The sequence below is a fragment of the Marinobacter sp. MBR-99 genome, from assembly GCF_040547575.1.
GTDB lineage: Bacteria > Pseudomonadota > Gammaproteobacteria > Pseudomonadales > Oleiphilaceae > Marinobacter.
This window is the reverse complement of sequence record NZ_JBEPPY010000001.1, coordinates 324,573-349,566: the sequence shown is the minus strand read 5'-3', so window position 1 is coordinate 349,566 and position 24,994 is coordinate 324,573. Positions and strand designations below refer to the sequence as shown.

18 protein-coding genes are annotated in these 24,994 nt (G+C 56.4%); 9 read left to right on the top strand and 9 right to left on the bottom strand.

The genetic code is table 11. The features are described from left to right. Nucleotides 1-9: 9 nt before the first annotated feature. From ABIE59_RS01660 to glgC, 5 genes are all read right to left on the bottom strand, one after another. Nucleotides 10-780 (bottom strand): SDR family NAD(P)-dependent oxidoreductase, encoded by a 771-nt coding sequence (locus ABIE59_RS01660; RefSeq protein WP_354443629.1) that lies wholly within the window; start codon nt 778-780, stop codon nt 10-12. A gap of 29 nt (nt 781-809) precedes the next feature. Then, on the bottom strand, nt 810-1,172 hold the full coding sequence (locus ABIE59_RS01655; protein ID WP_354443627.1) for a PilZ domain-containing protein: 363 nt from the start codon (nt 1,170-1,172) through the stop codon (nt 810-812). A 120-nt stretch (nt 1,173-1,292) separates the two neighbouring features. Then, entirely contained in the window at nt 1,293-2,768 is a 1,476-nt protein-coding gene (gene malQ / locus ABIE59_RS01650) for a 4-alpha-glucanotransferase (protein WP_354443625.1), read from the bottom strand. After that, nucleotides 2,765-4,492 carry a glycoside hydrolase family 57 protein gene (locus ABIE59_RS01645; RefSeq protein ID WP_354443623.1) on the bottom strand — a complete coding sequence of 576 codons (1,728 nt, stop codon included), beginning with the start codon at nt 4,490-4,492 and terminating at the stop codon, nt 2,765-2,767. The genes malQ and ABIE59_RS01645 overlap by 4 nt, the downstream gene beginning before the upstream one ends. Further along, nucleotides 4,482-5,747, bottom strand: a complete 1,266-nt coding sequence (gene glgC / locus ABIE59_RS01640) for a glucose-1-phosphate adenylyltransferase (RefSeq protein WP_354443621.1) — start codon at nt 5,745-5,747, stop codon at nt 4,482-4,484. The genes ABIE59_RS01645 and glgC overlap by 11 nt, the downstream gene beginning before the upstream one ends. Before the next feature lie 208 nt (nt 5,748-5,955). Here glgC and glgB point away from each other — a divergent pair, with 208 nt between their 5' ends. The 3 genes from glgB to glgP are packed head-to-tail and all read left to right on the top strand — an operon-like array spanning nt 5,956 to nt 11,894. Next, complete coding sequence (glgB, locus tag ABIE59_RS01635; RefSeq protein ID WP_354443619.1) at nt 5,956-7,845, top strand: 1,4-alpha-glucan branching protein GlgB; 1,890 nt, start codon at nt 5,956-5,958, stop codon at nt 7,843-7,845. Beyond that, nucleotides 7,842-9,308, top strand: coding sequence for a glycogen synthase GlgA (gene glgA / locus ABIE59_RS01630; protein WP_354443617.1), 1,467 nt, complete (start codon nt 7,842-7,844; stop codon nt 9,306-9,308). Before glgB ends, glgA begins: the two co-directional genes overlap by 4 nt. A 33-nt stretch (nt 9,309-9,341) precedes the next feature. Then, entirely contained in the window at nt 9,342-11,894 is a 2,553-nt protein-coding gene (gene glgP / locus ABIE59_RS01625) for an alpha-glucan family phosphorylase (protein WP_354443615.1), read from the top strand. 1 nt (nt 11,895) lies between these two features. On the opposite strand, the gene ABIE59_RS01620 is transcribed toward glgP, so the two are convergent. Further along, nucleotides 11,896-13,101, bottom strand: a complete 1,206-nt coding sequence (locus tag ABIE59_RS01620; protein WP_072677294.1) for a 1-acyl-sn-glycerol-3-phosphate acyltransferase — start codon at nt 13,099-13,101, stop codon at nt 11,896-11,898. 170 nt (nt 13,102-13,271) lie between these two features. On the opposite strand from ABIE59_RS01620, the gene recQ reads away from it, so the two are divergent. Then, complete coding sequence (gene recQ, locus ABIE59_RS01615) at nt 13,272-15,143, top strand: DNA helicase RecQ (RefSeq protein ID WP_354443612.1); 1,872 nt, start codon at nt 13,272-13,274, stop codon at nt 15,141-15,143. Here recQ and ABIE59_RS01610 read toward each other — a convergent pair. After that, nucleotides 15,134-15,688 carry a PaaI family thioesterase gene (locus tag ABIE59_RS01610; RefSeq protein ID WP_072677296.1) on the bottom strand — a complete coding sequence of 185 codons (555 nt, stop codon included), beginning with the start codon at nt 15,686-15,688 and terminating at the stop codon, nt 15,134-15,136. The two genes, recQ and ABIE59_RS01610, sit on opposite strands and share 10 nt — an antisense overlap. A gap of 149 nt (nt 15,689-15,837) precedes the next feature. Here ABIE59_RS01610 and ABIE59_RS01605 point away from each other — a divergent pair, with 149 nt between their 5' ends. Next, a complete protein-coding gene (locus ABIE59_RS01605) occupies nt 15,838-16,770 on the top strand; it encodes a transporter substrate-binding domain-containing protein (protein ID WP_502915306.1) in 933 nt (310 codons plus the stop codon). A gap of 38 nt (nt 16,771-16,808) precedes the next feature. Here ABIE59_RS01605 and ABIE59_RS01600 read toward each other — a convergent pair whose 3' ends face one another. After that, nucleotides 16,809-18,695 carry a methyl-accepting chemotaxis protein gene (locus ABIE59_RS01600; RefSeq protein WP_354443610.1) on the bottom strand — a complete coding sequence of 629 codons (1,887 nt, stop codon included), beginning with the start codon at nt 18,693-18,695 and terminating at the stop codon, nt 16,809-16,811. Between the two features lie 160 nt (nt 18,696-18,855). On the opposite strand from ABIE59_RS01600, the gene ABIE59_RS01595 reads away from it, so the two are divergent. The 4 genes from ABIE59_RS01595 to selD all read left to right on the top strand — a co-directional run bounded on the left by ABIE59_RS01595 (nt 18,856) and on the right by selD (nt 23,920). Further along, nucleotides 18,856-20,376 carry a GNAT family N-acetyltransferase gene (locus ABIE59_RS01595; RefSeq protein WP_354443608.1) on the top strand — a complete coding sequence of 507 codons (1,521 nt, stop codon included), beginning with the start codon at nt 18,856-18,858 and terminating at the stop codon, nt 20,374-20,376. A 159-nt stretch (nt 20,377-20,535) separates the two neighbouring features. Further along, nucleotides 20,536-20,934 carry a hypothetical protein gene (locus ABIE59_RS01590; RefSeq protein ID WP_061332911.1) on the top strand — a complete coding sequence of 133 codons (399 nt, stop codon included), beginning with the start codon at nt 20,536-20,538 and terminating at the stop codon, nt 20,932-20,934. Nucleotides 20,935-20,978: 44 nt separating this feature from the next. Further along, entirely contained in the window at nt 20,979-21,644 is a 666-nt protein-coding gene (locus ABIE59_RS01585; protein ID WP_354443605.1) for a helix-hairpin-helix domain-containing protein, read from the top strand. Next, nucleotides 21,644-23,920 (top strand): selenide, water dikinase SelD, encoded by a 2,277-nt coding sequence (gene selD / locus ABIE59_RS01580; protein ID WP_354443603.1) that lies wholly within the window; start codon nt 21,644-21,646, stop codon nt 23,918-23,920. Before ABIE59_RS01585 ends, selD begins: the two co-directional genes overlap by 1 nt. On the opposite strand, the gene senB is transcribed toward selD, so the two are convergent. Continuing rightward, complete coding sequence (senB, locus tag ABIE59_RS01575; RefSeq protein WP_354443601.1) at nt 23,904-24,884, bottom strand: selenoneine biosynthesis selenosugar synthase SenB; 981 nt, start codon at nt 24,882-24,884, stop codon at nt 23,904-23,906. The genes selD and senB overlap by 17 nt on opposite strands. Nucleotides 24,885-24,994 lie beyond the last annotated feature (110 nt).

Below are 24,994 nucleotides of genomic sequence, written 5' to 3'. Positions count from 1 at the left end.
GGCTCACTGTTAGTGCGCGGTGTACCCGCCATCAATAACCAGTTCACTGCCGGTAATAAACTTGGACTCATCAGAAGCCAGGTAGACAATACCCCAGGCAATGTCGTCTGGCTCACCCATATGCCCGAGAGGGTGTAAGGCTGCGGTTGCGCGTTTTGCTTCCTCCGGGTCCATGCCGGTGGTTTTCAGGTGGTTTTCCACCATGGGCGTCCAGATGAATCCCGGATGGATCGAATTGGCACGAATCCGGTCCGGTGCGTAAATCATGGCGTCGGTTTTGGTCATCAGCCGCACCGCGCCTTTCGATGCATGATACGGCGGTACGTCCGGTGCACTTACCAGACCATAGATGGAGGACAGGTTAATCAGGCTGCCACTGCCCGCTTTTTTCATATGGGGTATCGCGTGCTTTGTGCAGAAGAAAACGCCTTTGACGTTAATAGCCTGCACTTTATCCCACTCTTCTTCTGTCAATTCATGGGTTGGTTTGTTAGTGCCGGAAATGCCGGCGTTATTGACCAATACGTCGAGCTTGCCGAATTTTTCCGCAACGCCATTGATGGCTTCTTTTACCTGGGCTTCATTTGATACGTCACAATGCCAGTACGCCACTTTGTAGCCTTTACCGGCCAGTTCCGCTACGAGCGCTTCTCCTTTTTGGTCAAGTACATCCAGTATGCCTACCGCAGCACCCTCCTCAACCATTCGTTGAACCGCTGCTTTGCCGATGCCAACGGCTCCTCCGGTGACTGCTGCTACCTTGCCTGCCAATCGTGTCATGTTATGCGTTCCTTCTCGTCGTTGTTGTATCAGTGCCTCTGGTGTTGCCATCCGGTGCTGTATTCTGCGAGCAAAGACTGGCCCTGCAGCCACTGGATCAAATCTGCTATCACCCGGGCATCGTTATCGGAGCCATCAAACGCCAAACCAAGACCACCGGTCGAGCGACGAATTACATGGGCATTTAGCACTCGGTGGCAATCCTGTCGTTTATCCGGGAGCTTGAAGGCCAACTGAATGGGCTGGTTCAACCGGATGTCGCTGTAATCGGTTGCTACATAGAGCCCCCGCCGGGATGCGTCCTGAATCTGACCAGTGGCAACCGGCATTCCCCTTTTGTAAACCAGTATAGGCAACTCACCTTCAATACGCTGACTGAGCCGATGTTCCATGATATCCCCCTGCATTCACTACACATAAAACAAGCCGTGGGTGCATGCACCCGATGTTTATAGTTATAGCTGGTTAAGGTTTAATCATATTGATGCTGATCAATTATTGATCGACCAATTCTAGCGTCCATAGAGATTCACCTGTGCCCGCAGATCATCAGGCCGTGCTGCGGCGGGATAGTTCTCAGGCAACTGCCATATCCAATTATTGGTGACGGTTCCCGGTGTGTTAAAACGGGCACTGGAGTCCAGGCCGAGCAAGTCCTGTGCGGGAATGATGACCAACCCGGAAACCGACCCCAGGGCCGCCTGAATAATTTGCTCGGGTATTTGGTCACCGGTCACGCGAAGATACTGATTTACATGATTCCGGGTGCCCTCGTCCAAAGACTGATACCAACCCAGAGTGGTATCGTTATCGTGCGTACCGGTATAGACCAGGTCGTGTTCTTTATGGTTGTGAAGCAAATGAGGATTGCTCGGGCTGCCATCAAAACCGAACTGCATCACCGTCATGCCAGGCAGGCTGAACCGCTGCCGCAGTGCCTCTACATCCGCCCCTATGATGCCAAGGTTCTCTGCGACCAATGGCAGGTCAGGAAGTTGTTCGAAACACGCGGACAGGAAGGCATCGGCGGGCCCTGCCACCCAGTGCCCGTTAACAGGTCTTGCATCTGCCGCAGGAATTTCCCAGAACGCCTGCAAGCCCCGAAAATGATCAATCCTGAGCAGGTCAAACTTCTCCTGCTGACTGGCCAGCCGGTCAATCCACCATCGGTAGCCCTCCGCAGCCATGGCATGCCAATCGTAGAGAGGGTTGCCCCAGTGCTGGCCATCGGGAGAAAAGTAATCTGGCGGCACGCCCGCGACCACGAGCGGCTGACCCTGCGCATCCAGTTTGAACATATCAGGATGCGCCCAGACATCGGCACTGTCGTGAGCGACAAAAATGGGAATGTCCCCAAACAGCAACACGCCACGATCACGGGCGTAATGACGTATAGCCTGCCATTGCAGGTGGAAAGCAAACTGCTCAAAGCAGACCTGTGCAATAGCACCCTGATGCTGTCCTCTGAACGCCTCGAGAGCCCTGGGTTCTCTATGGCGAAGCGGCATCGGCCACTCGTACCAGGGAACTCCCCCATGGGCGTCGCGAATGGCAACAAACAGGGCGAAGTCATCCAGCCAGGCCTTGTGGTCTGAAAGGAACTGCCGCCAGGCGTCTTGTTTATCGGGCATGGTCGACTGCCAGGATTCCGAAAGAAAACGCGAAGCAGCAATTTCCAGCGCGCGTTTTCTGGTTTCGCAGGTAAGTTCATCAGCGTTGAGCAAACCCAGAGAAACAAGCTCCGCCAGGTCAATAAACTCAGGGTTTCCGGCATGGGCAGACAAAGACTGGTACGGAGAAAGGTCCGCATGGGTAGGGCCTGTTGGCAGGGTTTGCCAGACAGTCATCCCCGCCTGCGCCAGAAAATCCACGAATCGCCGGGCTTGCTGGCCCAGTTTACCTTTATCTCCCGGTAGCGAGGTCGGGTGCAACAGCACGCCGGCGCGACGGCGGGAAAATACCGGGGCGGGCCTCAGCACGCCACTCATTCCCCGCCTCCGGCCTCATGTCCCGGTCGCATGGCACCGCCACGGGCGGGCTCGCCTCCGCCCTGGCTTAAGGGCTGGAAGAGGCTCGCGGGCGGTGGATAACCAATGCAGTCGTAGAGATTGGTCAGGTGCCGGCGATAAAGGTGTTCAAAGTCCCTCACCACCGCTGCCGGGTTATAGTCTCCAAACCACCAGAACCAGTCCGAACCTTCGCAAAGTCCTAACTGGTAACTGGCCTTTTCTTTCTGCTCGGCGGTCAGGCTGCCGTTGTCCATAACACGGTCATAATGTTGCTTGGCTTCGCACAGAAGGTCCCAGGCGCGGTTTTTGTCCGGGTCACCAATCCAGGTTGAGAAGGTGCCGTAAATCCAGCTTCCGGCAACCAGGTGCGGCAGTTTGACCGGATCACACACTGGTTCGCTCAGCAGTTTTTGGTAGGTGGTTAAACGCAGGCTACCGTGGTTTTCGAGTACCCGGTAAAGTTCATCCAGGAAGTAGTAACCGTTCTCCGGGTAATATTCCCATGCATTCTCACCGTCAAGAATGACCGAAATTACCCGTTGTTCACCGTGTGTGTTATTGCTCGCGATGACCTCCATGTGGTGAACCAGGTCGCCAACCGCATCCTCTGCGTGCCAATCTGCGTAATTGAAGCCGATCAGGTCTGATAGGCCGTCATCCCGGAAGAAAACCGTCAGTGGCTGTTCCGTAAATACAAACGGTTGGTGAATGTGCGGCTCTTTTTTGATGGCGCCCTGGTCCTTGGCCAGCCGGAAACTGTTGTGGCCAACTGAGTCGCCACTGGCGCTCCATTGAAAACCATGGTCACTCAGCAACGCCAGGGTTTGCTGGCTCAGCGCGCCTTCTGAGGCCCAACAACCTGCGGGTTGTTCACCAAAAAACCGCTGGAAGACTTTTTTTCCTTGCTGAAGATGCCACTCGGCCCGCTCCCGGCCACCGGGGTAACCGGTGTGCTCGGGCATCCGTATATCAGGTATGGCCTCCCGGGCGGAACCGAAATCAAGTAACAGAGGAACGATGGGGTGGGCCCAGGGACTCATGGCCAGTTCTGCCTGGCCGGTCTGGGACAGGTGGCGGTACCTGGGGCCGAGTCCTGCCATCAACTCGGCGATCACATCCAGCAGGGCTTTTCGGTCTTCCATGGTGAACTGATGACTCTTTTCCTGAAGCGCCTGAATCACCGGGTGGTTACGGCGGACGGTTTCACCCATCCATCCCAGGTGGTACCAGACCAGCAGGTCTGCCAGAAATCGCGGTGCGATATAACGCTGGATATCGGGGCGGCTGCGATAGAACCGGGCCAATTCTGATAATCGTTTATAGGGTGCAAACCGTTTGATGATGCGGTTTTCGTTCGCTCTCAGGCACTTCTCCATCAACTCCAGAAAACCCGGAGACCCTGGCTCGGGCAGCGATTCAGCAACCAGGGCGGCCAGCACGGGATCGCCAATGGGGGCGCCGCTGTGTCGCCAGCGTTCAATCTGGACCAGATACTCTTCTATCTGCTCCAGCAGCACGGGGGCAAAGTTGACTACCGCCCTGGCCCCTGGATGAGCCTCCAGGTGTGCTGCCATATCGGCATAATCCTTGATGCAGTGCAGATAGACCCAGGGGAACAGAAACTCTCCGGTGTGCTGATCCTGATAGACAGGCTGGTGCATATGCCAGCAAAGTACAACCGGCGTGCGATGGTCAGAGTCCATGGGGGTAGTCCTGCCCGAGCATCTCGGGGGTGACCAGAACAACGCCTTTGGGGGAAACGTGAAAACGGCGTTGGTCTGCTTCCTTATCAAACCCAATACGGGTGCCTTCCGGGATTCTGCATCCCCGATCGATGACTGCTTTACGAATGTGGCAATCTCTGGCTATATCCACATCTGGAAAGATCACCGAATCCTCGATCGTGGTGAACGAATGCACGCGTACCTGGGAAAACAGTAACGAATGCAGAACCTTGGCTCCGGAAACAATGCAGCCTCCGGCAACCATGGAATCCACAGCGGTTCCCCGGCGGTTCTCATCATTAAAGATGAATTTGGCGGGCGGTAGCTGCTCCTGATAGGTCCAGATCGGCCAGTTTGCATCGTAAAGGTTAAGTTCCGGACTGACGTCTATCAGCTCGAGGTTCGCCTGCCAGAGAGAGTCAATGGTTCCCACATCGCGCCAATAGGCCGGTTTGTTGTTGACCGGGTCGCGAAACGGGAAGGCAGACACTCTCAGACGCCGGATAACCGAGGGGATGATGTCTTTGCCGAAATCATGGGAAGATTCGTTGTTAAGCTTATGATCTCTAAGCAATTCGTCGAAAAGCACTCTGGTGCTGAACACGTAAATGCCCATGGATGCGAGGGCTTTTCCAGGTTGGCCTGGCATGGCCTTCGGCATGGCAGGCTTTTCTTCGAATTCGGTGATACGCAGCTCTTCATCGACCGACATGACACCAAAGGCCGGGGCATCCTCAATCGGCACTTCAATACATCCAACGGTAATATCTGCTTCCCTTTCCACATGCGCTGCCAGCATGGTGCCGTAGTCCATCTTGTAGACGTGGTCACCGGCCAGGATCAGGACATACTCGGGCTCATGGCTTCGAATAATGTCCAGATTCTGTAGCACCGCGTCTGCGGTTCCCTCATACCAGGAAGTTTCGATGCGCTGCTGGGCAGGAAGAAGTTCAACGAACTCGTCGAGCTCGCCGCGCATGAAGCCCCAGCCACGCTGAATGTGCCGGATCAGGGAATGGGATTTGTACTGGGTAATCACACCCACCTGGGCAATGCCGGAGTTGACGCAATTGGACAGGGGAAAATCAATAATCCGGAACTTGCCGCCAAACGGGACTGCGGGCTTGGCGCGCCACTTGGTGAGATCATGGAGCCGGGAACCACGCCCACCCGCAAGAACCAGAGCAAGAGTTTGCCGCGTCAGGCGGCTGACAAATCGCTTCGAAGTATGCATGACACCTTCCCTGAAAACCTGTGAGGTCTTCCGCCCCCCTGTGCTTCAGAGATTGGGGGGAATCGACATCAATTTGACACCGGTACTAATATTAGAACACTAGCACGAGATTATGACGTAAGATTGTCTTGGGTCATTTTTTATACAGGCGCTACGGCGTTCAATGGTGCTATAGCACCCTGCCATCCTGATCGGGAATCTTAGGTCTATGGAAAGCCCTGCCCTGAGTGAGTTTGATCTCCACCTCTTTGCCGAAGGCCGCCATTGGCACATCTACAATGTCCTTGGCGCCCACCCTGTCACCGTTCGGGGTAAGGAGGGCGTGCGCTTTGCGGTCTGGGCCCCGAACGCCCGCTCAGTCAGTGTGGTTGGTGATTTCAATAGCTGGGACTCCAGCCGCCATGTGATGCAGGCTAACGGTGGCTACGGTGTCTGGTCACTGTTTATACCGGGTATCCGCCCTGGCGCCCTATACAAATTTGCGGTTGGAACCGCCCGCGGTGAGGTGATCAAAACCGACCCCTATGGCCAGGCATTCGAGCTTCGGCCTGCCACCGCAGCGGTGGTTACCGAGCGCGGCCGGTATCCATGGGGGGATGGCGACTGGCAAGACAAACGGAGTCGATTTGATTGGCAGCACCGCCCAATCTGTATCTACGAAGTGCACCCAGGCTCCTGGCGCCACCACGGTTCAGGCCGCTGGCTGACCTATCGTGAGCTGGCAGAACAACTTATCCCCTATGTCCTTGAAGCCGGTTTCACCCACATTGAGCTGTTGCCGATAACCGAGCACCCGCTGGATGAGTCCTGGGGGTATCAAACTACCGGCTATTACGCCCCTACCAGCCGGTATGGAAGTCCGGATGACTTGCGTTATCTCGTGGACCAGTGCCACCAGAACAACATTGGCGTAATACTGGACTGGGTGCCGGGGCATTTTCCAGATGATGATTACGCCCTCGCACACTTTGATGGCACAGCGCTTTACGAACATGAAGACCCACGCCGCGGCCGGCACCAGGACTGGGGCACCCTGATCTACAATTATGGCCGCCATGAAGTCCGCAACTTCCTGATCGGCAGCGCCCTGTTCTGGCTCGATGCCTTCCACCTTGATGGATTAAGGGTGGATGCCGTAGCCTCCATGCTGTATCTGAACTATTCCCGTGAGGAAGGCGAATGGCTGCCCAACGACTACGGCGGGCACGAGAATCTCGAGGCCATCGAATTCCTGAAGGACCTCAACCGGGTGTGCCAAAGCCGTTTTCCCGGGATTCTGATGATGGCGGAAGAGTCCACCTCCTGGCCAAGGGTGACCCGGCCGCCGGAAATCGGAGGTCTTGGATTCAACCTGAAGTGGAATATGGGCTGGATGCACGACACTCTGCGTTACTTCCAGCAAGATCCGGTCTACCGACAATACCACCATGAGAAGCTTACATTCGGCCTGCTTTATGCGTTTTCAGAGAACTTCCTGCTGCCGTTGTCCCATGATGAAGTGGTACACGGAAAATCCAGCCTGATCCAGAAAATGCCTGGTGACGAATGGCAGCAAAGAGCTTCATTGCGGTTGTTGTTCAGTTACATGTACACCTACCCCGGGGCCAAGCTGTTGTTCATGGGCGGAGAGTTTGGACAGCGACGAGAATGGAGTGAAAAACGCGAACTGGACTGGCACCTGCTGGAACATGAGGGCCATCGCGGCATCCAGAAGCTGGTGCAGGACCTGAACGGCTTGTATCGTCGCGAGCCTGCGCTTCATGGCCGCAACTTTACCGGCTCGGGGTTCGAGTGGATTGACTGCCACGACTCTCCGCAATCCGTTATCAGTTATTTGCGCCGGGGTGGCCAGCCGGGGCAAATCCTGGTTGTGATCGTCAACTTCACCCCGATTCCGCGCCAGCATTACCGCATTGGGGTGCCCAACGGCGGGTGCTGGCAGGAAGTTTTCAATTCCGATTCCACCTATTACGGCGGAAGCAACGTCGGCAACCCCCTGCCCTTGCATGCTGAAGACCAACCGTGGATGGCACGCCCATGTTCGCTTGAAATAACCGTACCACCGCTTGGCCTGGTTATTCTGAGGGCCGAATCATGACTCGCATTCTGTTTGCTACCAGTGAAGTCTATCCGCTGGTGAAAACCGGTGGCCTGGCGGATGTTTCAGCGAGCCTGCCGGAGGCCTTGAACAAACTTGGTTATGACTGCCAGATACTCTTGCCTGGTTATCCGGTAGCGTTGAAAGCAGCCCGCGAGGCAGGTTCACGCCGGAAAGCCCGTTTTCGCTATGGCCAGTACGATGTTGCCTTGTGGCAGACACGTTTGCCCGGAACTGCAGTGAGCCTCTGGCTGGTGGATTGTCCTGCCCTGTTTGACCGCCCCGGCGATAGCCCCTACCAGAACGATGAGGGGGAGGACTGGTGGGACAACGCTCATCGTTTTCATCTGTTTGGCCGAATCGGCGCCATGATGTCACTGGGACAGCTCGGGCTGTCGTGGCAACCCGATATTGTTCACTGCAACGACTGGCAGGCGGGACTCATCCCGGTGTTTCTCGATAATGCTCAACACCCTCCCAAGAGCGTATTTACCATTCACAACCTGGCTTATCAGGGACTTTTCAGCCACGAAACCTTTCGGGCCCTGAGCCTGCCGGACTTTCTCTGGCGAATGGAGCTGCTTGAATTCCACGGCCAGCTATCCTTTATCAAAGGCGGCCTGGTGTTCAGTGACGCCATCACCACGGTCAGCCCCGGCTACGCCGAGGAAATCCAGACACCTTGGTTTGGCTACGGACTGGATGGCCTGCTGCGCCATCGTTCTCGTCACCTGCACGGCATTCTCAATGGCATTGACACCCGCGCCTGGGACCCGGAACAGGACCGATGGTTAGACTTTCATTACGGCCCCGGCCACCTGAAAAACAAGGAACAGTGCAAGGCACGATTGGCCCAGGAGCTCAAGCTTGAGGCCAGTGGTGCTCCCCTGTTTGGTTTTGTCGGTCGCCTGGTGGAACAAAAAGGCCTCGACTGGCTGTTGGCAGTCACGGTGCCCCTGCTGGAACGCGGCTGCCAGTTTGCCATCCTGGGGTCCGGCCAAAGCCACTACCAGGTGCGGCTGCAGGAGCTGGCACGGGCATGGCCCGGGCAGCTGTCACTGACCCTGGGTTACAACGAGGGCCTGGCGCACCGCATTACCGCTGGTGCGGACCTGTTTCTCATGCCATCACGCTTCGAGCCCTGCGGGCTGAACCAGATGTATAGCCTTCGCTACGGCACCGTGCCGGTCGTCCACGGTGTGGGTGGTCTGAACGACACCGTATTCGACCCGTCAGAAGTCACTGCCGACCAAGCCAATGGCTTCGTGTTCCGGGACCCCACACCCGATGCGCTATTCCAGGCGGTGGAGCGTGCCCTGCAGACCCTTGGCACCAGGAAGACATGGCGTCGACTGCAGGAAAACGGAATGAGCGCAGATTATTCCTGGAAACAGCGCGCCAGGGATTACGCAACGCTTTATCAGAACCTGTTGACCGGCAATGGCCGGATACACGATGACTGAGACAGTGCCAGTGGCCGCAAGGAGGTCATGATCATGCACAAGGCAACGGAGTTCCGGCTGGAAGCCCGCCCCCATATTCCGGAGGCTATTGAAGGGCTTGAGGTTCTGGCTAACGATTTGTTCTATAGCTGGGATCACGGGGTAAGAAGTCTCTTCGCCCGTATCGATCTTCGATTGTGGCAAAAGGTTGAGCACAACCCGAAACTGTTCCTGCGCCGGGTGTCCCAGACCCGGCTGAATGAGGCATCAGAAGATCGTGCCTTCATGGCGGAATACCGCCGGGTACTGTCCAGTTACGATGCCTACCTTGAATCCGAGCCCGGGGCCGGAGTTCTGGAAGCACTCGACCCAAAGACCAGCCTGGTGGCCTATTTCTGTGCAGAGTTTGGCTTCCATGAAAGCTTTCCGATCTACTCCGGCGGCCTTGGCATTCTGGCCGGCGATCACTGCAAGGCCGCCAGCGATCTGGGTCTGCCGTTCGTGGCCGTTGGGTTGCTGTATCAGCAGGGTTACTTCATCCAGACCATTGATGCCCAGGGTCAGCAAATCGCGCGCTATCAGAGCCATTCCAGTGATGAATTGCCCATTACCCCGGTGGAACGAGACGGAAAACAGCTGACGGTGTCCGTGCCCTTCCCTGGCCGCGATGTTCACGCCAAAGTCTGGATGGCACGGGTCGGGCATATTCGCCTGTACCTGCTGGATTCCAACACGCCGGACAACAACGCAGACGACCAGGCGCTAACGCTGCAGCTTTACGGTGGCGACTTCAGCACACGCGTAAGTCAGGAGATGCTACTCGGGATCGGTGGCGTGCGGGTGCTATCTGAGCTCGGGATCAAGCCGACAGCCTGGCATATTAACGAAGGCCACGCCGCGTTCCAGATTCTTGAACGGTGCCGTATGGCTATGGCGGAAGGTCTGCCGTTCAGTGCGGCGTTGGAAGCCGTTGCAGGATCAACCCTGTTCACCACCCATACACCGGTACCCGCTGGCCACGACATTTTCCCGCGGGATCTGGTCGCCCATCATCTAGGGGCGTATGTAGAGGAGTCAGGGCTGGACTTTACGGAAGTGTTTGCGCTGGGCTCAAAAAATGGCGACGACAGCTTCAACATGACCAGTCTGGGGCTGCGCGGCTCCCGCTTTCACAATGGCGTCAGCCGCATTCACGGCGGGGTGGCCTCGCAGATGGAGGGGGATATCTGGCCCCAGGTACCAGCCAGGGATAACCCGATCCAGTACATCACCAATGGCGTGCATGTACCAACCTTCCTGGCGCCGGAGTGGGCGAGTCTGTTCGACATGCACGCCCCAACCTGGAAGAGCGAATTGCTGAACCCGGACTTCTGGCACTTCATCGACAAGATTCCGGACTATCACTACTGGAGCGTTCACAAGGCGCTTAAACAACAGATGGCCGAGTACACCGTGCGCCGGCTCAAGCGGCAGCACAAACGAAACGGCACCGGGCATTCGGTAACCGAGCGCATGGCCCGGCAGCTGGCCTCGCCTGAAAAAGACGCCCTGGTTATCGGCTTTGCCAGGCGCTTCGCCACCTACAAACGGGCCACCCTGATCTTTTCCGATCTGGCCAGGCTGGAACGACTGCTGACCAATCCAGATCACCCCGTGGTGCTGGTGTTCGCGGGCAAGGCCCATCCCCAGGACCAACCCGGCCAGCAACTGATCAAGGTCATCCATGGGTTATCCATGCAGCCCTCCCTGATGGGCCACATCATCCTGCTGGAAAACTATGACCAGGCCATGGCCCGACGGCTGCTCAGTGGTGTAGATGTCTGGTTGAATACCCCCGAGTACCCGAAAGAGGCCAGCGGTACGTCCGGAGAAAAAGCAGCGCTTAATGGTGCCCTCAACCTCAGTGTTCTGGACGGCTGGTGGGGAGAGGGTTATGACAAAACCAACGGCTGGGCGATTACCCCAAGGGACACCGGGCTGGACCCGGAGTTTCGCAATCGGGAAGAAGCCAGGGACCTGCTCGATCTGCTGGAACAGGACATCATCCCGCTCTACTACAACCGTGCGTCGCAGGGCTACTCCAAGGGTTGGGTAACCCGCTCAAAAGCCTCCATGAAGACCATTACGCCGAGATTCAACGCGCAGCGCATGGTGATGGACTACGTTCGCAACTATTACCAGCCTGCCACAGCGCAAGGTAAACGCCTGACTGCCGATAGCTTTAACCTGGCCACTGAGCTCGCAGAGTGGAAGGCACGAGTCAGAGCCGCCTGGGATGGTGTGTCGATTCACGTTCGGGGTTGCGTGGATGACCAGTGTGCCTGGGATGAATCCGTGGAACTGAGCATTGGCGTTAGCCTGAATGGCCTGGCCCCCAGTGATGTTCGGGTTGAATGTCTGGTGACGCCGGAATGTGCTGGCACCCATGCGGAACCGGGCCCAGACCGCTTTTTCCTGGAGCCGGATGGCGAAAAAGAGGGCCAGACGCTGTTCAAAACCCGGGTACAACCACCCTACCCGGGCCTGCAAACCCTGCGGGTGCGTATGTACCCATACCATGACGCACTCACCCACCCATTGGAGATGGGTGCCATGCTCTGGGCCTGACTCACTCCGCCGGCGACAGCACCGCCTCGCCGATGTCGTTTGCGGCGAGGGCGTTCACCACCGGGTTGGCGTACATATCCAGCAGATACGGGCGAATGGCCGCATCGCAGGCCTCCAGCCGCCGCTCCATTTCTGCCTTGGCGGCTTCCAGATCTGCCGGTGACCAGGTTTCCGCTGTCACAACACTTTCGCTCACACTACCAGGTGTCTCGTGGGCTTCCGGGTGAACACCTCGCATCTGGTAGGCCACCAGGTTAGACGCATGCAGGTGATAATTGGCATGCATTTCATGATCGATCCGCGACGCCAGGGCCCTCGGGTTATCCTCCGCATCCGCGATCGGCGCGCCGAAATGCACGTGAACATGGCCCTTGTACCCGGTCAGGCCTTTCATGATCTGATTTGTATCTTCGCCTTCTGCTTTCCGGTAATTGCCCGTTCTGGCCCGAACCTCCAGCTCCCGGGCCTTGTCTGCATCACATGGGTCGTATTCATAGGCAATTGAAACCGGCACGATGTGCAGCCGGTTCATGGCTTCGTCAAAATCCAGCCCGGATTTCTTTCGGCTCATGTAGAACATCTTGATGATGGCCGGGTCTGTCACATCAATGCCGTCTTTGGCGCGGCCTTCACGCTGGGCAATCCAGATGCTGTGGTTGGTATCGATGCTGTGATTGATGAACCCGGAGAGGGTCAGGTAGGCGTCCCGCATTTCCCTTGGGCTGGTCATGTTACGGCGCACCACGAAACTCTTGTTCAGGCGCATCATCTCCGCGAATACACGGTTTGCCAGCAGGTTGTCACCGATGGCAATGCGGGTGGTGTGAAAGCCATTCTGGAACAGCAAATAGTTCACCACCATCGGGTCAAACACGATGTCACGGTGGTTGGAGATAAACAGGTGCGCAGTGTTCTTGCTCAGGTTTTCCAGGCCGCTGTGAGTCACCCTGGACGTGGTGCTTTCAACCAGGTCTCCAACATAGCCCGATAAGCCGGCCTGCAGGTCATCCACCCGGTGGTAATGGCCGAAATTCCGAACCAGCCAGCGCTTCACAAACATTCTCAGCAGGGCCGGCGCCCACTTGGCCGCAACCGGTGATTTGAACCGGCCAACCATGTCCAGGAAATCCGGGTCGTTAACCAGGCGCTGAATCGCGGGGGCGGTTTCTTCATCCGAATAAGGTCGGATCGCGTCAAATTCCTGCATGCATGCCCTGTTGTTTTTCGAAATGGTTAATCACAGTCTCTGAAGGGGCGCTATTGTATCCTTTCTCTTGTCGCTTTGCCTCCATCCCAAAAGGTGTATTGACCACTCCAGCGGCAGTATCTGGTATCATTTCGCTCCGAACTTCACCCGCCCAAAGGCTGACGACCACCATGTATCCGGACCAGGACTTCGAGCAACTGACCCGCGAACCACCCTCCTCTGCAAGCCGCAGCCCGGAGCAGGTACTGCATGAGGTTTTTGGATATGAGAGTTTCCGCCTGCTACAGGGTGAAATCGTTCAGGAAGTTGTGAATGGTGGCGACGCCCTGGTGCTGATGCCCACCGGGGGTGGTAAATCGCTCTGTTACCAGGTGCCCGCACTGGTCCGCCCCGGCACGGCCATTGTTGTCTCGCCCCTGATCGCGCTGATGCAGGATCAGGTGGCCGCGTTGCGGGAACTCGGTGTGAGAGCGGCATTCCTAAACTCCACCATGGATTATGAGCAGGCCCGTGCCACCGAATACGCCCTGATGACCGGTGAACTGGACTTGCTCTACTGCGCACCGGAAAGGCTGATACAGCCGCGCACCATCGAATTGCTGCACAACGCGTCGTTATCGCTGTTTGCCATTGACGAAGCCCACTGTGTATCCCAGTGGGGCCATGACTTCCGCTCCGACTACCTTCAGTTAAGCATGCTCGCCCAGGAGTTCCCGGGTATCCCGCGGATAGCCCTGACGGCAACGGCGGATGAGCGAACCCGCAAAGAGATTGCCGAGCGCCTGTCCCTGACCAACGCCCGGCACTTTGTCAGCGGCTTTGATCGCCCGAATATCCAGTATCGGATCACGCCAAAAACAAACGCAAACAAGCAGTTGTTGGATTTTATTAAAGCGGAACATGAAGGTGATTGCGGGATTGTCTATTGCCTGTCTCGCAACAAAGTAGACGCCACCGCCAGGATGCTGGCGGACAAAGGCTACACCGCCCTGCCTTACCATGCGGGGCTGGATGCCACAGCCCGGGCCCGCCATCAGGAACGGTTCCTGCGCGAAGACGGCGTTATCATTGTGGCGACCATTGCCTTTGGTATGGGCATTGATAAACCAGACGTTCGGTTTGTCGCCCACCTGGATTTACCCAAAAGCCTGGAGGCCTATTATCAGGAAACCGGCCGGGCTGGCCGGGACGGCAAGCCGTCCACCGCCTGGATGGTTTACGGCCTGCAGGATGTCATTAAGTTGAGGCAGATGCTTGAAGCGTCGCAGGGCAACGACCAGTTTAAACGGGTGGAGCGCCAGAAGCTCGATGCCATGCTTGGCCTCTGCGAAGTCACCCGCTGCCGCCGCCAGGTACTGTTGCGTTATTTTGGTGATGAACTGGAGCAGCCCTGTGGTAATTGCGATACCTGCCTGACACCGCCTGAAACCTGGGATGGCACCGTGGCCGTGCAAAAGGCGCTGTCCTGTGTGTATCGCACCGGGCAGCGTTTTGGCGTTAACTACCTGATTGACGTGCTGCGTGGCTCTGAGAACGAACGCATTCTTCAATCTGGCCACCAGGCCATCTCCACTTACGGTATTGGTACCGAACTCTCGGCTAACGAATGGAAATCGGTATTCCGCCAGCTGGTTGCCAACGGTTACCTGCGGGCAGATCCGGAGGGTTATGGCGCCTTACAGCTCACGGAGCAGTGTCGCCCGCTGCTGAAGGGTGAACAGGCTATCGAGTTACGCAAAGACCCGGTGGCCAAAAAATCCGCATCGTCCAGATCGGCCGGCAAACGCTCGGGCCCGGCACTACGGGAGCAGATTACCGACCAGGCCGGTTGGGATGCGTTACGGGCCTGCCGGAAGGAACTGGCAGATAAACAGGGTGTGCCGCCTTACGTGATTTTCCACGACACAACCCTGTTCGATATGCTGGAACGCCGCCCGGAAACCCTGGAGCAACTGGCAGAGGTCAGCGGCGTAGGGGCCGCCAAGCTGGAGAAATATGGCGAGATCTTCCTGCAAACCCTACGGGAAATTGCTCAGTCCTGAGGCTTGAACCCCTTCTTGCGCACCCGGTAATGGGCCAGCGAGGTGGCCACGTGGTTACCCTCTTTGTCTTTCAGCTTGCCTTCCAGGGTGAACTTTGCCCGGCCGGTGGCATCGGCGTCCGCCAGAATGGCGGCAACCGCTTCCGGCGCCAGTGAAAACTCGACCGTAACATCCGAATTGGCCGGCTGCAGAAACTCCAGGGTCATTTCCTTGAGAATAGGCGTGTAGGCGGGCCCCAGGTCAAACAGCGACAGCACACCACCCGGAATCTCCGCCACCAGGAAATAGGCACCGGCGTACAGGCTGCCAAAATGGTTCTTGTTGCCCTTGAGCTTTATTTTCGCCCGAACATAACCGGGGCGCATCTCTTCGACACTGAAGCCGTTTCGCGGGGCAAAGGGAATGGCGAGTCCAATCAGGCGGTTAACGGTGGCGTAGCTACCGGTTTTCTTTAGCCATTCAACAGGCTGCAGAAGCGTGGCTTTCGGGTCGCTCGCCGTTACCCACTGGCCAGCGGTGCCGATAAGTGTATCAATGAGTGCCATATTCGGGGCTCCAGAGAATGGGTTTTCGGGATCATTGCAGCCGAACGCGCGTGCTTCAAGAATCTTTTACAGTATTTTTGAAAGTTGTCCGGTTTAAGTAACCGATTCTGTTCTACAGTTAGGGGGCGCGCCACTTAAGGAACAAGGCATTGGTTGCAGGAACTCGTTTTATTCATCGTTATCTACCGGGGTTTCTTCTGGCCCTGTCTTTGTCGACGCCTGCTCCAGCCATTGCGAGCGAAGCGGATGACGAGCGCACTTTTATTCTGTGGTACCGAAATTACGACAACCCAGCTATCCGGTCACTGGTCGAGCTGGCGCTGACCAAAACGTCGGAATACGGCGACTTCAAGGTCGTTCGCAGTGAGGAACTGAGCCAGGGCCGGGTACTTCGAGAGTTGGCCAACAATAATAACCGGCTGGTGGATATTGCCAATGTTGCGACCACTACTGAACGGGAGGAATTTCTCAATCCCATTCCCTTGCCGGTAGATGGCGGCTTGCTGGGCTTTAGGGTGTGCTTGGTATTACCAAAGCATCTGCCCCAGTTCGAGGGCATTCAGAATATTGACGATTTGACGTCACGGAACATCCGGATTGGCCAGGGCTCCCACTGGCCAGACACGCCGATTCTCGAGGCTAACGGCCTGCAGGTCGTTACGCACACCCGCTATGAAATTCTGTTTGGTATGCTCCGCAACGAACGTTTTGAATGCTTTGCCCGTGGCGTTGGTGAAGTATTGTTTGACCTTGAACACAATCGGGCAGACGATCTGGTCATCGAACCCAATATTTTGTTCGCCTACCACATGCCATCCTATCTTTTTGTCGCTCCAAACGACCAGGAAGCCGCCCATCGGTTACAGCTGGGAATAGAGCGCGCCATTAAAGATGGCAGTTTTGCCGTTTATTTGAAGCGCTGGTTCGGTCGCGCAGTGACAGAGCTCGGGCTTGAGAAGCGCAAAGTGATTACCCTGGAGAACCCGTACCTCAGCGAGGAATCCATGTATGTGGGGCGGCACACTCTGGAAAACCTGCGCCGCCGGCTCGATTATCTGAGCCAGATTGCCTCACCTGATTGAAAGGTTGTAACCCGCTGGCCGTCCATGGCCAGCCTCTTCTATACGCGGAAGCGGGTCACTTTTTCATTCAATGTTCTGCCGATGGTTTCAATGTGCCCGCTGTACACATCGTTTTCACTGGCGGCTTTGGCTGCCTCCTGGCCCTGGTCCGCAATCCGGGTAATGGAGGCATTCAGCTCTTCGGTAACCGAGGTTTGTTCCTCTGAAGCCGTGGCAATCTGAGACGTCATCTGGCTGATGGCGGTGATGGCCTCGGCAATCCGGTTCAGGGATTCCATGGCGTCCTGGGCTTTTTCCATACTGACATTAGACACCGCCGTTGACGCCTTCATAACTTCCACCGCATCGCCGGCGCCTTTCTGCAGACGCTCGATCATGTTATTGATTTCCTCAGTGGAAGACTGGGTTCTCTGGGCCAGGTTGCGTACTTCGTCTGCCACCACCGCGAAGCCACGACCCGCTTCCCCTGCCCGTGCGGCCTCAATCGCGGCGTTCAGTGCCAGCAGGTTGGTCTGTTCTGCTATGCCCTGAATAACCTCCAGCACCGTTGTAATGGATGACACATCCTTACCCAGGGTGTCGATGACTTCAGCCGCTGCGTTAACCTCATTGGAAAGCTTCTGCACCGCATCCCGGGACGCAGTTACCGTCAGCAACGACTCGCGGCTCTCCTGATCGGCATTCTCAGCCGCTTCAGCCGTTTGCTGTGCGTTCTGGGCGATTTCCCCGGCAGCAGCAGACATTTCATTGATCGCAGTGGCGATCATATCAATCTCGCTCTGCTGGCTCTCAACACTTGAGCGGCTGGTGCTTGACGTATTGCGCAGGGCGGTGACATTCTCGTCCAGCTCATCGCTGCCCTCCTTCACCTCCCTGACAACCTGCTGGATATTTTCAACAAAGCGGTTAAAGCTCTGAGCCAGCGTACCGAATTCGTCAGACGCCGAATCATCCAGTCTGCGGGTCAGGTCTGCCTCACCAGAAGCAATGCTGGACATGGCACCGTTCAGGCGGCGCACCGGCACCATCAGCAATCGTATTCCGAAATACAGCGCCACAAGAGCGATAATCAAACCCACCACAGCGATAACAAGACCACCCACGCGGGCTTCGACAATCGGAGCGTTGATCAGATCCTCGTTAACAAAGGTCACAAGGTACCAGTCCACAGCCCGGGCATCGGCTATCGAATGCAAGCTGACACTCCAACGGTCTCCGTCCATATCAAACTGATGCTGGCTGCCATCAAATGTGGGCCGCTGGCCGATAATGTCTGAAATATTATTTCCAACCATCGTCGAGTCCGGATAGAAAAGCACAGTTCCTTTCTCGTTTACCAGCGCGGCGAATCCGGTATCCGCCAGCGTAATGGTCGATAACATGCGGTCAATCGTGCCAAGCCCGATATCCATGCCGGCAGCCCCTTTGTACAAACCGGATTTGATCGGCGCCATGGCCGAGATAATGGTCGCACCGGTGCTTGCATCCTGATAAGGCTCAGTGAACGACGAGCGCCCCAATCGTTGGGCTCCCTGATACCAGGGGCGGGTTCGGGGGTCATAGTCAGGTGGCAACGTCGCTTCCACCTCAGGGCTTCTCATCAGCATCCGGCCATCCTCTGTACCGGCATAGACATCCATGATATTGCCGCCGCGCGTCATTGCTTCCATCAAGGTTCGGGCCATATTGTCGGTACGGATACTCTCAAGGGCGCTGGCCGTTGCCTCAGCCATGTCGAGGCGAGTGTTGAGCCAATCGGAAATACTGGACGTACTCTGCTCAACCGCATCGGCCATTAACGCCTCGACATATCGATCCGTGGTTGATCGAAGCCTGACATCCGTTGCCACTGTCAAAGCAGCCATCAGCATTACGATGAGCGCGCCAACGGCGATGAGCAGTTTCTGAGAAAATGAGAATTGCAAGGCGAATTCCTCCAGTAAAGCTGAAGCCAATCAGTCAGCATCGCATCAATTATAGATGTGAATTAATTGACTAACGGCAATTTGAGCGAAGTCTTTAGAACTCTTTGATAGAATGGACAAACAGGCGTTAAATGCTGCCATATTGAAGGAGACACACCCGATGGCCCACGAAGAGCTCCATCTGAATCTGCGAAACCTGACGCTTGAAGACTACAGCCAGCTACAGGAGCTGATGGACGAGGTTTACGACGATATCGGTGGCGCTTGGCCAAAGGAAACCATCAAGGCCTTGGTAGAGCAGTTCCCTGATGGCCAGATCTGCATTGAAGATAGCGGCCACCTGGTAGCCGTGGCGCTGACTGTTTGTGTGAAATACGAGCGGTTCAGTAACCCTCACGCATACGATGACCTCATCCTCCGAAATGAAAAAATCTGGCATAACGCTAACGGCGATTCACTCTATGGCCTGGACGTATTTATCCACCCTGAGTATCGGGGCTACCGCCTGGGCCGTCGTCTCTATGAAGCCCGGAAGGAACTTTGCCGCTCCATGAATCTCAGGGCCATTCTGGCCGGCGGGCGCATCCCAAACTACTTCAAGTATGCCGAACAGTACACGCCGGAAGAGTACATCCATCGCGTCGACCGCAAAGAGATTTACGATCCGATTCTCACCTTCCAGCTGTCCAACGATTTTCAGGTAACCCGGTTGATGCACAAATATCTTCCGGAAGATGAAAAGTCGCTGGGTTATGCCACCTTGCTGGAATGGCGGAACATCCTGTATACCCCGCCCTCCTCGGTGCTGAACGTGAAGAAAACCCAGGTTCGCCTGGGTGCGGTGCAATGGCAGATGCGGGAATTTACCTCGGTTGAGGAAGTGCTCAAGCAGGTAGAGTATTTTGTCGATGCGTTGTCCGACTATAAAAGCGATTTTGCCCTTTTCCCGGAATTCTTCAACGCGCCCCTGATGGGCCTGACCGACCAGATGGATCAGACCCGCGCTATTCGTTTTCTTGCCGGGTTCACCGAACAGTTCCGCAATGAAATGTCGGAAATGGCGGTCAGTTACAACATCAACATCATCACCGGCTCCATGCCCCTGATCGAGAACGACCGGGTTTATAACGTGTCGTACCTGTGCCACCGGGATGGCCGCGTGGACGAGCAACGCAAGATCCACATCACGCCCCATGAACGCCGCGACTGGGTGATTGAAGGCGGCGACAAGTTCCAGGTATTCGATACAGATGCTGGCCGGGTTGCCATTATGATCTGCTACGACATCGAGTTCCCGGAGCTCGGGCGCGTAGCTGCCAGCCAGGATGTGGACATCATCTGTGTACCCTTCTGGACCGACACCAAAAACGGCTACTTGCGGGTTCGCCATTGTGCCCAGGCCCGCGCCATCGAAAACGAGTGTTATGTGGTGATCACCGGCAGTGTCGGCAACCTGCCCAAGGTAGAGAACCTGGACGTCCAGTACGCACAATCCTCCGTATTTTCACCGTCTGACTTCGCATTCCCGCACGATGCCGTGATGGCGGAGACCACACCAAACACTGAAATGATCATGTTCTCGGATATGGACCTGGAGAAACTCAAATTGGTACGTAACGAAGGCTCAGTCACCAACCTGAAAGATCGTCGTGTTGATCTGTACGAATTGAAAACCAGATAACGACCGCATCTGGCCCCCTTTGCGGGGGGCGGATGTTGAACTATTCCATGAAAGGGTTACGGTAGACAGCTGATGGCATTGCCAAAATTAAATAGCCCGTCTATTGTTTAATTTATGCTCAAATAATCTGGCTGATCTCAGAGGCAGAGAAAGCATTTCATGAACGAAGAACTACCGGATCTTGTTGCCCGTTTCCGCGTACGCCATGGCCTGTTTCGCAAGGAAACCGTGGAAGCTCGCCTTTATGAGCTCGACAGCTACGGCTGTGTGATGAAAACCGATAAGCTGTTCAAGCCCGGTGATACCATTACACTCGACCTCATTATGGATATGCCGTTTGAAGAAATTCGCGCCGAGGGTGTTACCGGACTGGTTACCGAAAAGAGAAAGCACTGTAGCAACTTCTTCTACTCGATTGATTTTTTTCAACTTGAATCCGGAGATAACTCCCCTCTTTCGGACAAGCTACGCCGTATTCGTGAAGTGCTTCTGAAGAAGCAGAGCCTCAAGTCCAGACGAAGCTCGAATACGACAAACGGAATGAGGCAATTGGCCTGATACACCGTTCCACCGTTCTATCCCCCTCTGTAAGGAGACGCCCTATGGCAAAGAAAGCCAAACCCAGTGTTGATAAGATTGTCAAAAAAGTGAACAAAGAGTTCGAGAAAACCACGGCTCAGATTGAAACACTCATCAATGATGCCCTGAAACAGTTCGACCACCTGCAGCATCAGGTTCAGGATCCGGTTCGTAAACTGCTCAAGGAAATGGACGAACTCCGTGAGCGTGAGGTAAAGCGCTTTAATGAAGAGTTCGAACGCCGGATGAACGAATTCCACGAACTGCAGAGCTCATTGCTGGACAAGCTGGGTATTGCAGCCAAGGAATCGGGCAAAGACGTCAAGAAAGCCGCAGACACCACCGCCAAGAAGGCCACTATTGCCGCTAAAAAGGCAACAAGTGCAAAGCCTGCGGCCAAGAAGCCAGCTGTGAAAAAGCCGGCTGCCAGCAAGGCCAAACCTGCTGCTGCCAAAAAGCCTGCAGCAAAGAAACCGGTAGCAGCCAAAACCGCCAAGCCGGCGGACAAATCTGACCTGACCCGCATCAAGGGTATTGGCCCGGCAACGGCAAAGAAAATGAAAGATGCCGGCATTACATCCATCGACCAGATCGCCAACCCGAGCGATGCCGATAAACAGAAACTGGAAGCCTTCAAGAGCATCAAAGGGTTCAGTGAGCTATCTGCTGAAGCCAAGAAAGTCATCTGATGCAAACACCCGATCAACCTGTATTACGGGACATCGTCCTGGTAGGTGGCGGGCACAGCCACGTCGGGGTCCTCAAGCGATTCGCCATGAATCCGGTCCCCGGCGTTCGGCTCACGCTCATATGCCGTGATACCCACACCCCCTACTCCGGCATGCTGCCCGGTTATGTGGCGGGGCATTACAGCTATGACGATGTGCATATTGATCTGAGCCGACTGGCAGAGTACGCCGGTGCCCGGTTCTACCGTGCGGAAGTGTCTGGCATTGATCGTGCGGCAAAACGGGTGATCTGCAAAGGCCGCCCGAATGTTCCCTACGATATCCTTTCGATCAACATCGGCTCCTCTCCCCGGGTTTCCGAGGTAAACGGTGCTGCGGAACATGCGGTACCGGTGAAGCCCATCACCGGGTTCAACAACCGATGGTTGTCGTTGCTGTCCCGCATCGAGAACCACGATGGCCCCATGACCATCGCCGTTGTTGGTGCCGGTGCCGGCGGGGTGGAACTTACCCTGGCCATGCAGTTCCGCCTGCGCAATGAACTTGCTAACCGCGGCAAAGACCCGGACCAGTTGCACTTCCATCTGTTCGACGCCGCAAGCGAGATTCTGCCTACCCATAATGCCAAAGTTCGCGCGGTCTTCCGGGACAAACTGGTTCGCCGGGGCGTAAAGCTGCATCTGGGCGATGCTGTGTCGAGGGTGGATGCCGGCCTGTTGAATACCGAGTCCGGCCAGACTCTGCAGACCGACGAGGTACTCTGGGTAACCCGTGCCGGTGGCCCGGCCTGGCTGGAATCTACTGGCCTGGCACTGGATGACGGCCTGTTTATACGGGCCAGGGACACCCTGCAGACCGAGAACGACGACCACATTTTTGTTGCCGGCGACATCGCCAACGTGGTGAACCACCCCCGTGAAAAAGCCGGGGTGTTTGCGGTGCGCCAGGGGCGGCCTTTGGCGGATAACCTCAAACGCATGGCCCTGGGCAAACCACCCAGACCATTCAATCCGCAGAAAACCTGGCTGGCGTTGATCAGCACCGGTGACCAATTCGCCGTCGCCTCCAAAGGTAATTACGGGTTCTCGGGCGCCTGGGTTTGGCGCTGGAAAGACTGGATTGACCGCCGGTTCATGCAGAAATTTACGGATCTTCCAGCCATGGAAGACAGCGCCCGTTTGCCAGACACCTCGGCCGCCCAGAATCCCGAAGAAGCCTCGCAGGCCATCTCGGCTGTCGCCATGCGTTGTGGCGGTTGTGGCGCCAAAGTCGGTAGCACGGTGTTGTCCAGGGCGCTGGGTGAGCTGCGCCCGATTGAGCGCGATGACATCCTCATTGGCCTGCACGCTCCGGATGATGCCGCGGTGTTGCAAGTGCCTCCGGGCAAGGCCGTGGTCCACACCGTGGACTTCTTCCGCGCATTTATTGATGATCCTTATATCTTCGGCAAGGTAGCCGCCAATCACAGTCTTGGCGATGTCTTTGCCATGGGCGCGGAAGCTCAAAGCGCTACCGCGGTGGCGACTGTGCCTTACGGTATTGAGTCAAAGGTGGAAGATACCGTGTTCCAGATGATGTCTGGCGCGGTGGAAGTGCTTAACGAAGCGGGCTGTGCACTGGTTGGAGGCCATACCGGTGAAGGCAAGGAACTTGCGCTCGGGTTTGCTGTGAATGGCCTGATCGATCCTGACAAGGTCATGAGCAAGGGTGGCTTGCGGGCCGGCGATGTGCTCCTGCTGACCAAGCCCATCGGTACCGGAACCCTGTTTGCCGCCCATGCCCGTCTAGCCGCAAAGGGGCGTTGGATTGATGCTGCACTGGCGTCTATGGTCCAGTCCAATAAAGCCGCTGCGGAGTGCTTGCTACGCCATGGCGCACGCGCCTGTACCGATGTCACCGGCTTTGGTCTGTTGGGCCATCTGGTGGAAATGACGAGGCCTTCCGGCGTCGACGCCGAACTGGACCTGACTGCCATCCCCATTCTTCCAGGCGCGGAAGAAACCGTGGCGGCTGGCATCCTGAGCTCACTGCAGCCCGCCAACATAAGGTTGCGCCGGGGTATCCGGGATCAGGGAGATTGGGTTAACCATCCCCGCTACCCCCTGATCTTTGATCCGCAAACCGCTGGAGGACTTCTGGCCAGTGTGCCCGCAGCCGTGGCGGAAGCTTGTGTCACGGAGCTCAAGGCTCTTGGCTATCCCCACACCGCGATTATCGGCCGGGTGCTTGCCCAGGACGAAAACGGACCGATCGAACCCATCACGCTGCGGGATTAACCGCAGCGAGCGCCAGCGCCAGGGCCTGTTCCAGGCTCTGGCGTTCGCGCTCCGGGGTAAAGGTTTCTGCCAGCTTGTTCACGCAGGCGGCCAGTTCTGCCAGAAATTCCGGTTCGGTTTCGGCCTTGCGCATCAACCGGGCCAACGCAGCTTCATCCTTGACCGGATAGTAGCCGGGGTAGTGCTCACCCAGCAGGCCACGGTTACCCGGAATGTCAGACGCCAGAATGGGCAGCCCTGCCCTGCAGGCTTCAGACACCACGTTAGCACCGCCTTCCATTACGGAGCTGATCACCATCAGGCTACTCACCGCCATCAGGTTTTCCAATTGCGTTTTCTCCAACTCTCCGAGCCAGTGGAAACGGGGATTCTCCCTGTTTTCCTTTAATGCCCGTTCCCGCCACTGATCGTTGTGAGGCTTGCCTGCACAGGAGACAGTGATGGCGGATTCCTCCGGCAACAATCGGCTCGCCCGGGCTGCACGCAGGGAGTCCTTTTCACTCCTGAGATGTCCGATAACGCAGATATTGAAGCGACCTGACTCGGGCCTGGAACCACCCCGAACCGCCGGTTTGGCTGCGGATTGCCGCAAGGTCAGCAACTTGTGCCGGAAGGACTCGGGAATGTCCTTCGCCACCAGATCATGCAGGCCAATCAGTACGGATGCCGCTGCCATAGAGGCATGGGTTGCGTCCGGGTATTCGTACTGGTGATGGTAAATGTCAGTCCCGGTAAGTGCGACGATCAGGGGCTTTTCGGGCCATTCGGTATGAAAGCGCTGTATGGCCTCGGCACTTCGCCAGGCATGGAGGGCAATCAGCAGGTCCGTTGGCACTTCAGGGTAATGGGTTTCCACCGTTACCCGATGGCCCGCTTCTTCCAGCAATTGTTGCCATCGCAGTGCGGTTGCGCGGTTTCCTGCTTTCGAATCCGGCCCCGCCGGGGTAAGGATGCTAATATTCATAGGTCTGCCTGGAAGTTTTGCACAATTCTGTCGCTCTGAATGCTCCAGGTAAAGAGTTCTAGCGTATATCGGTTCAGACTTGACGATAATCACGTTATCCTCTGCAGGTC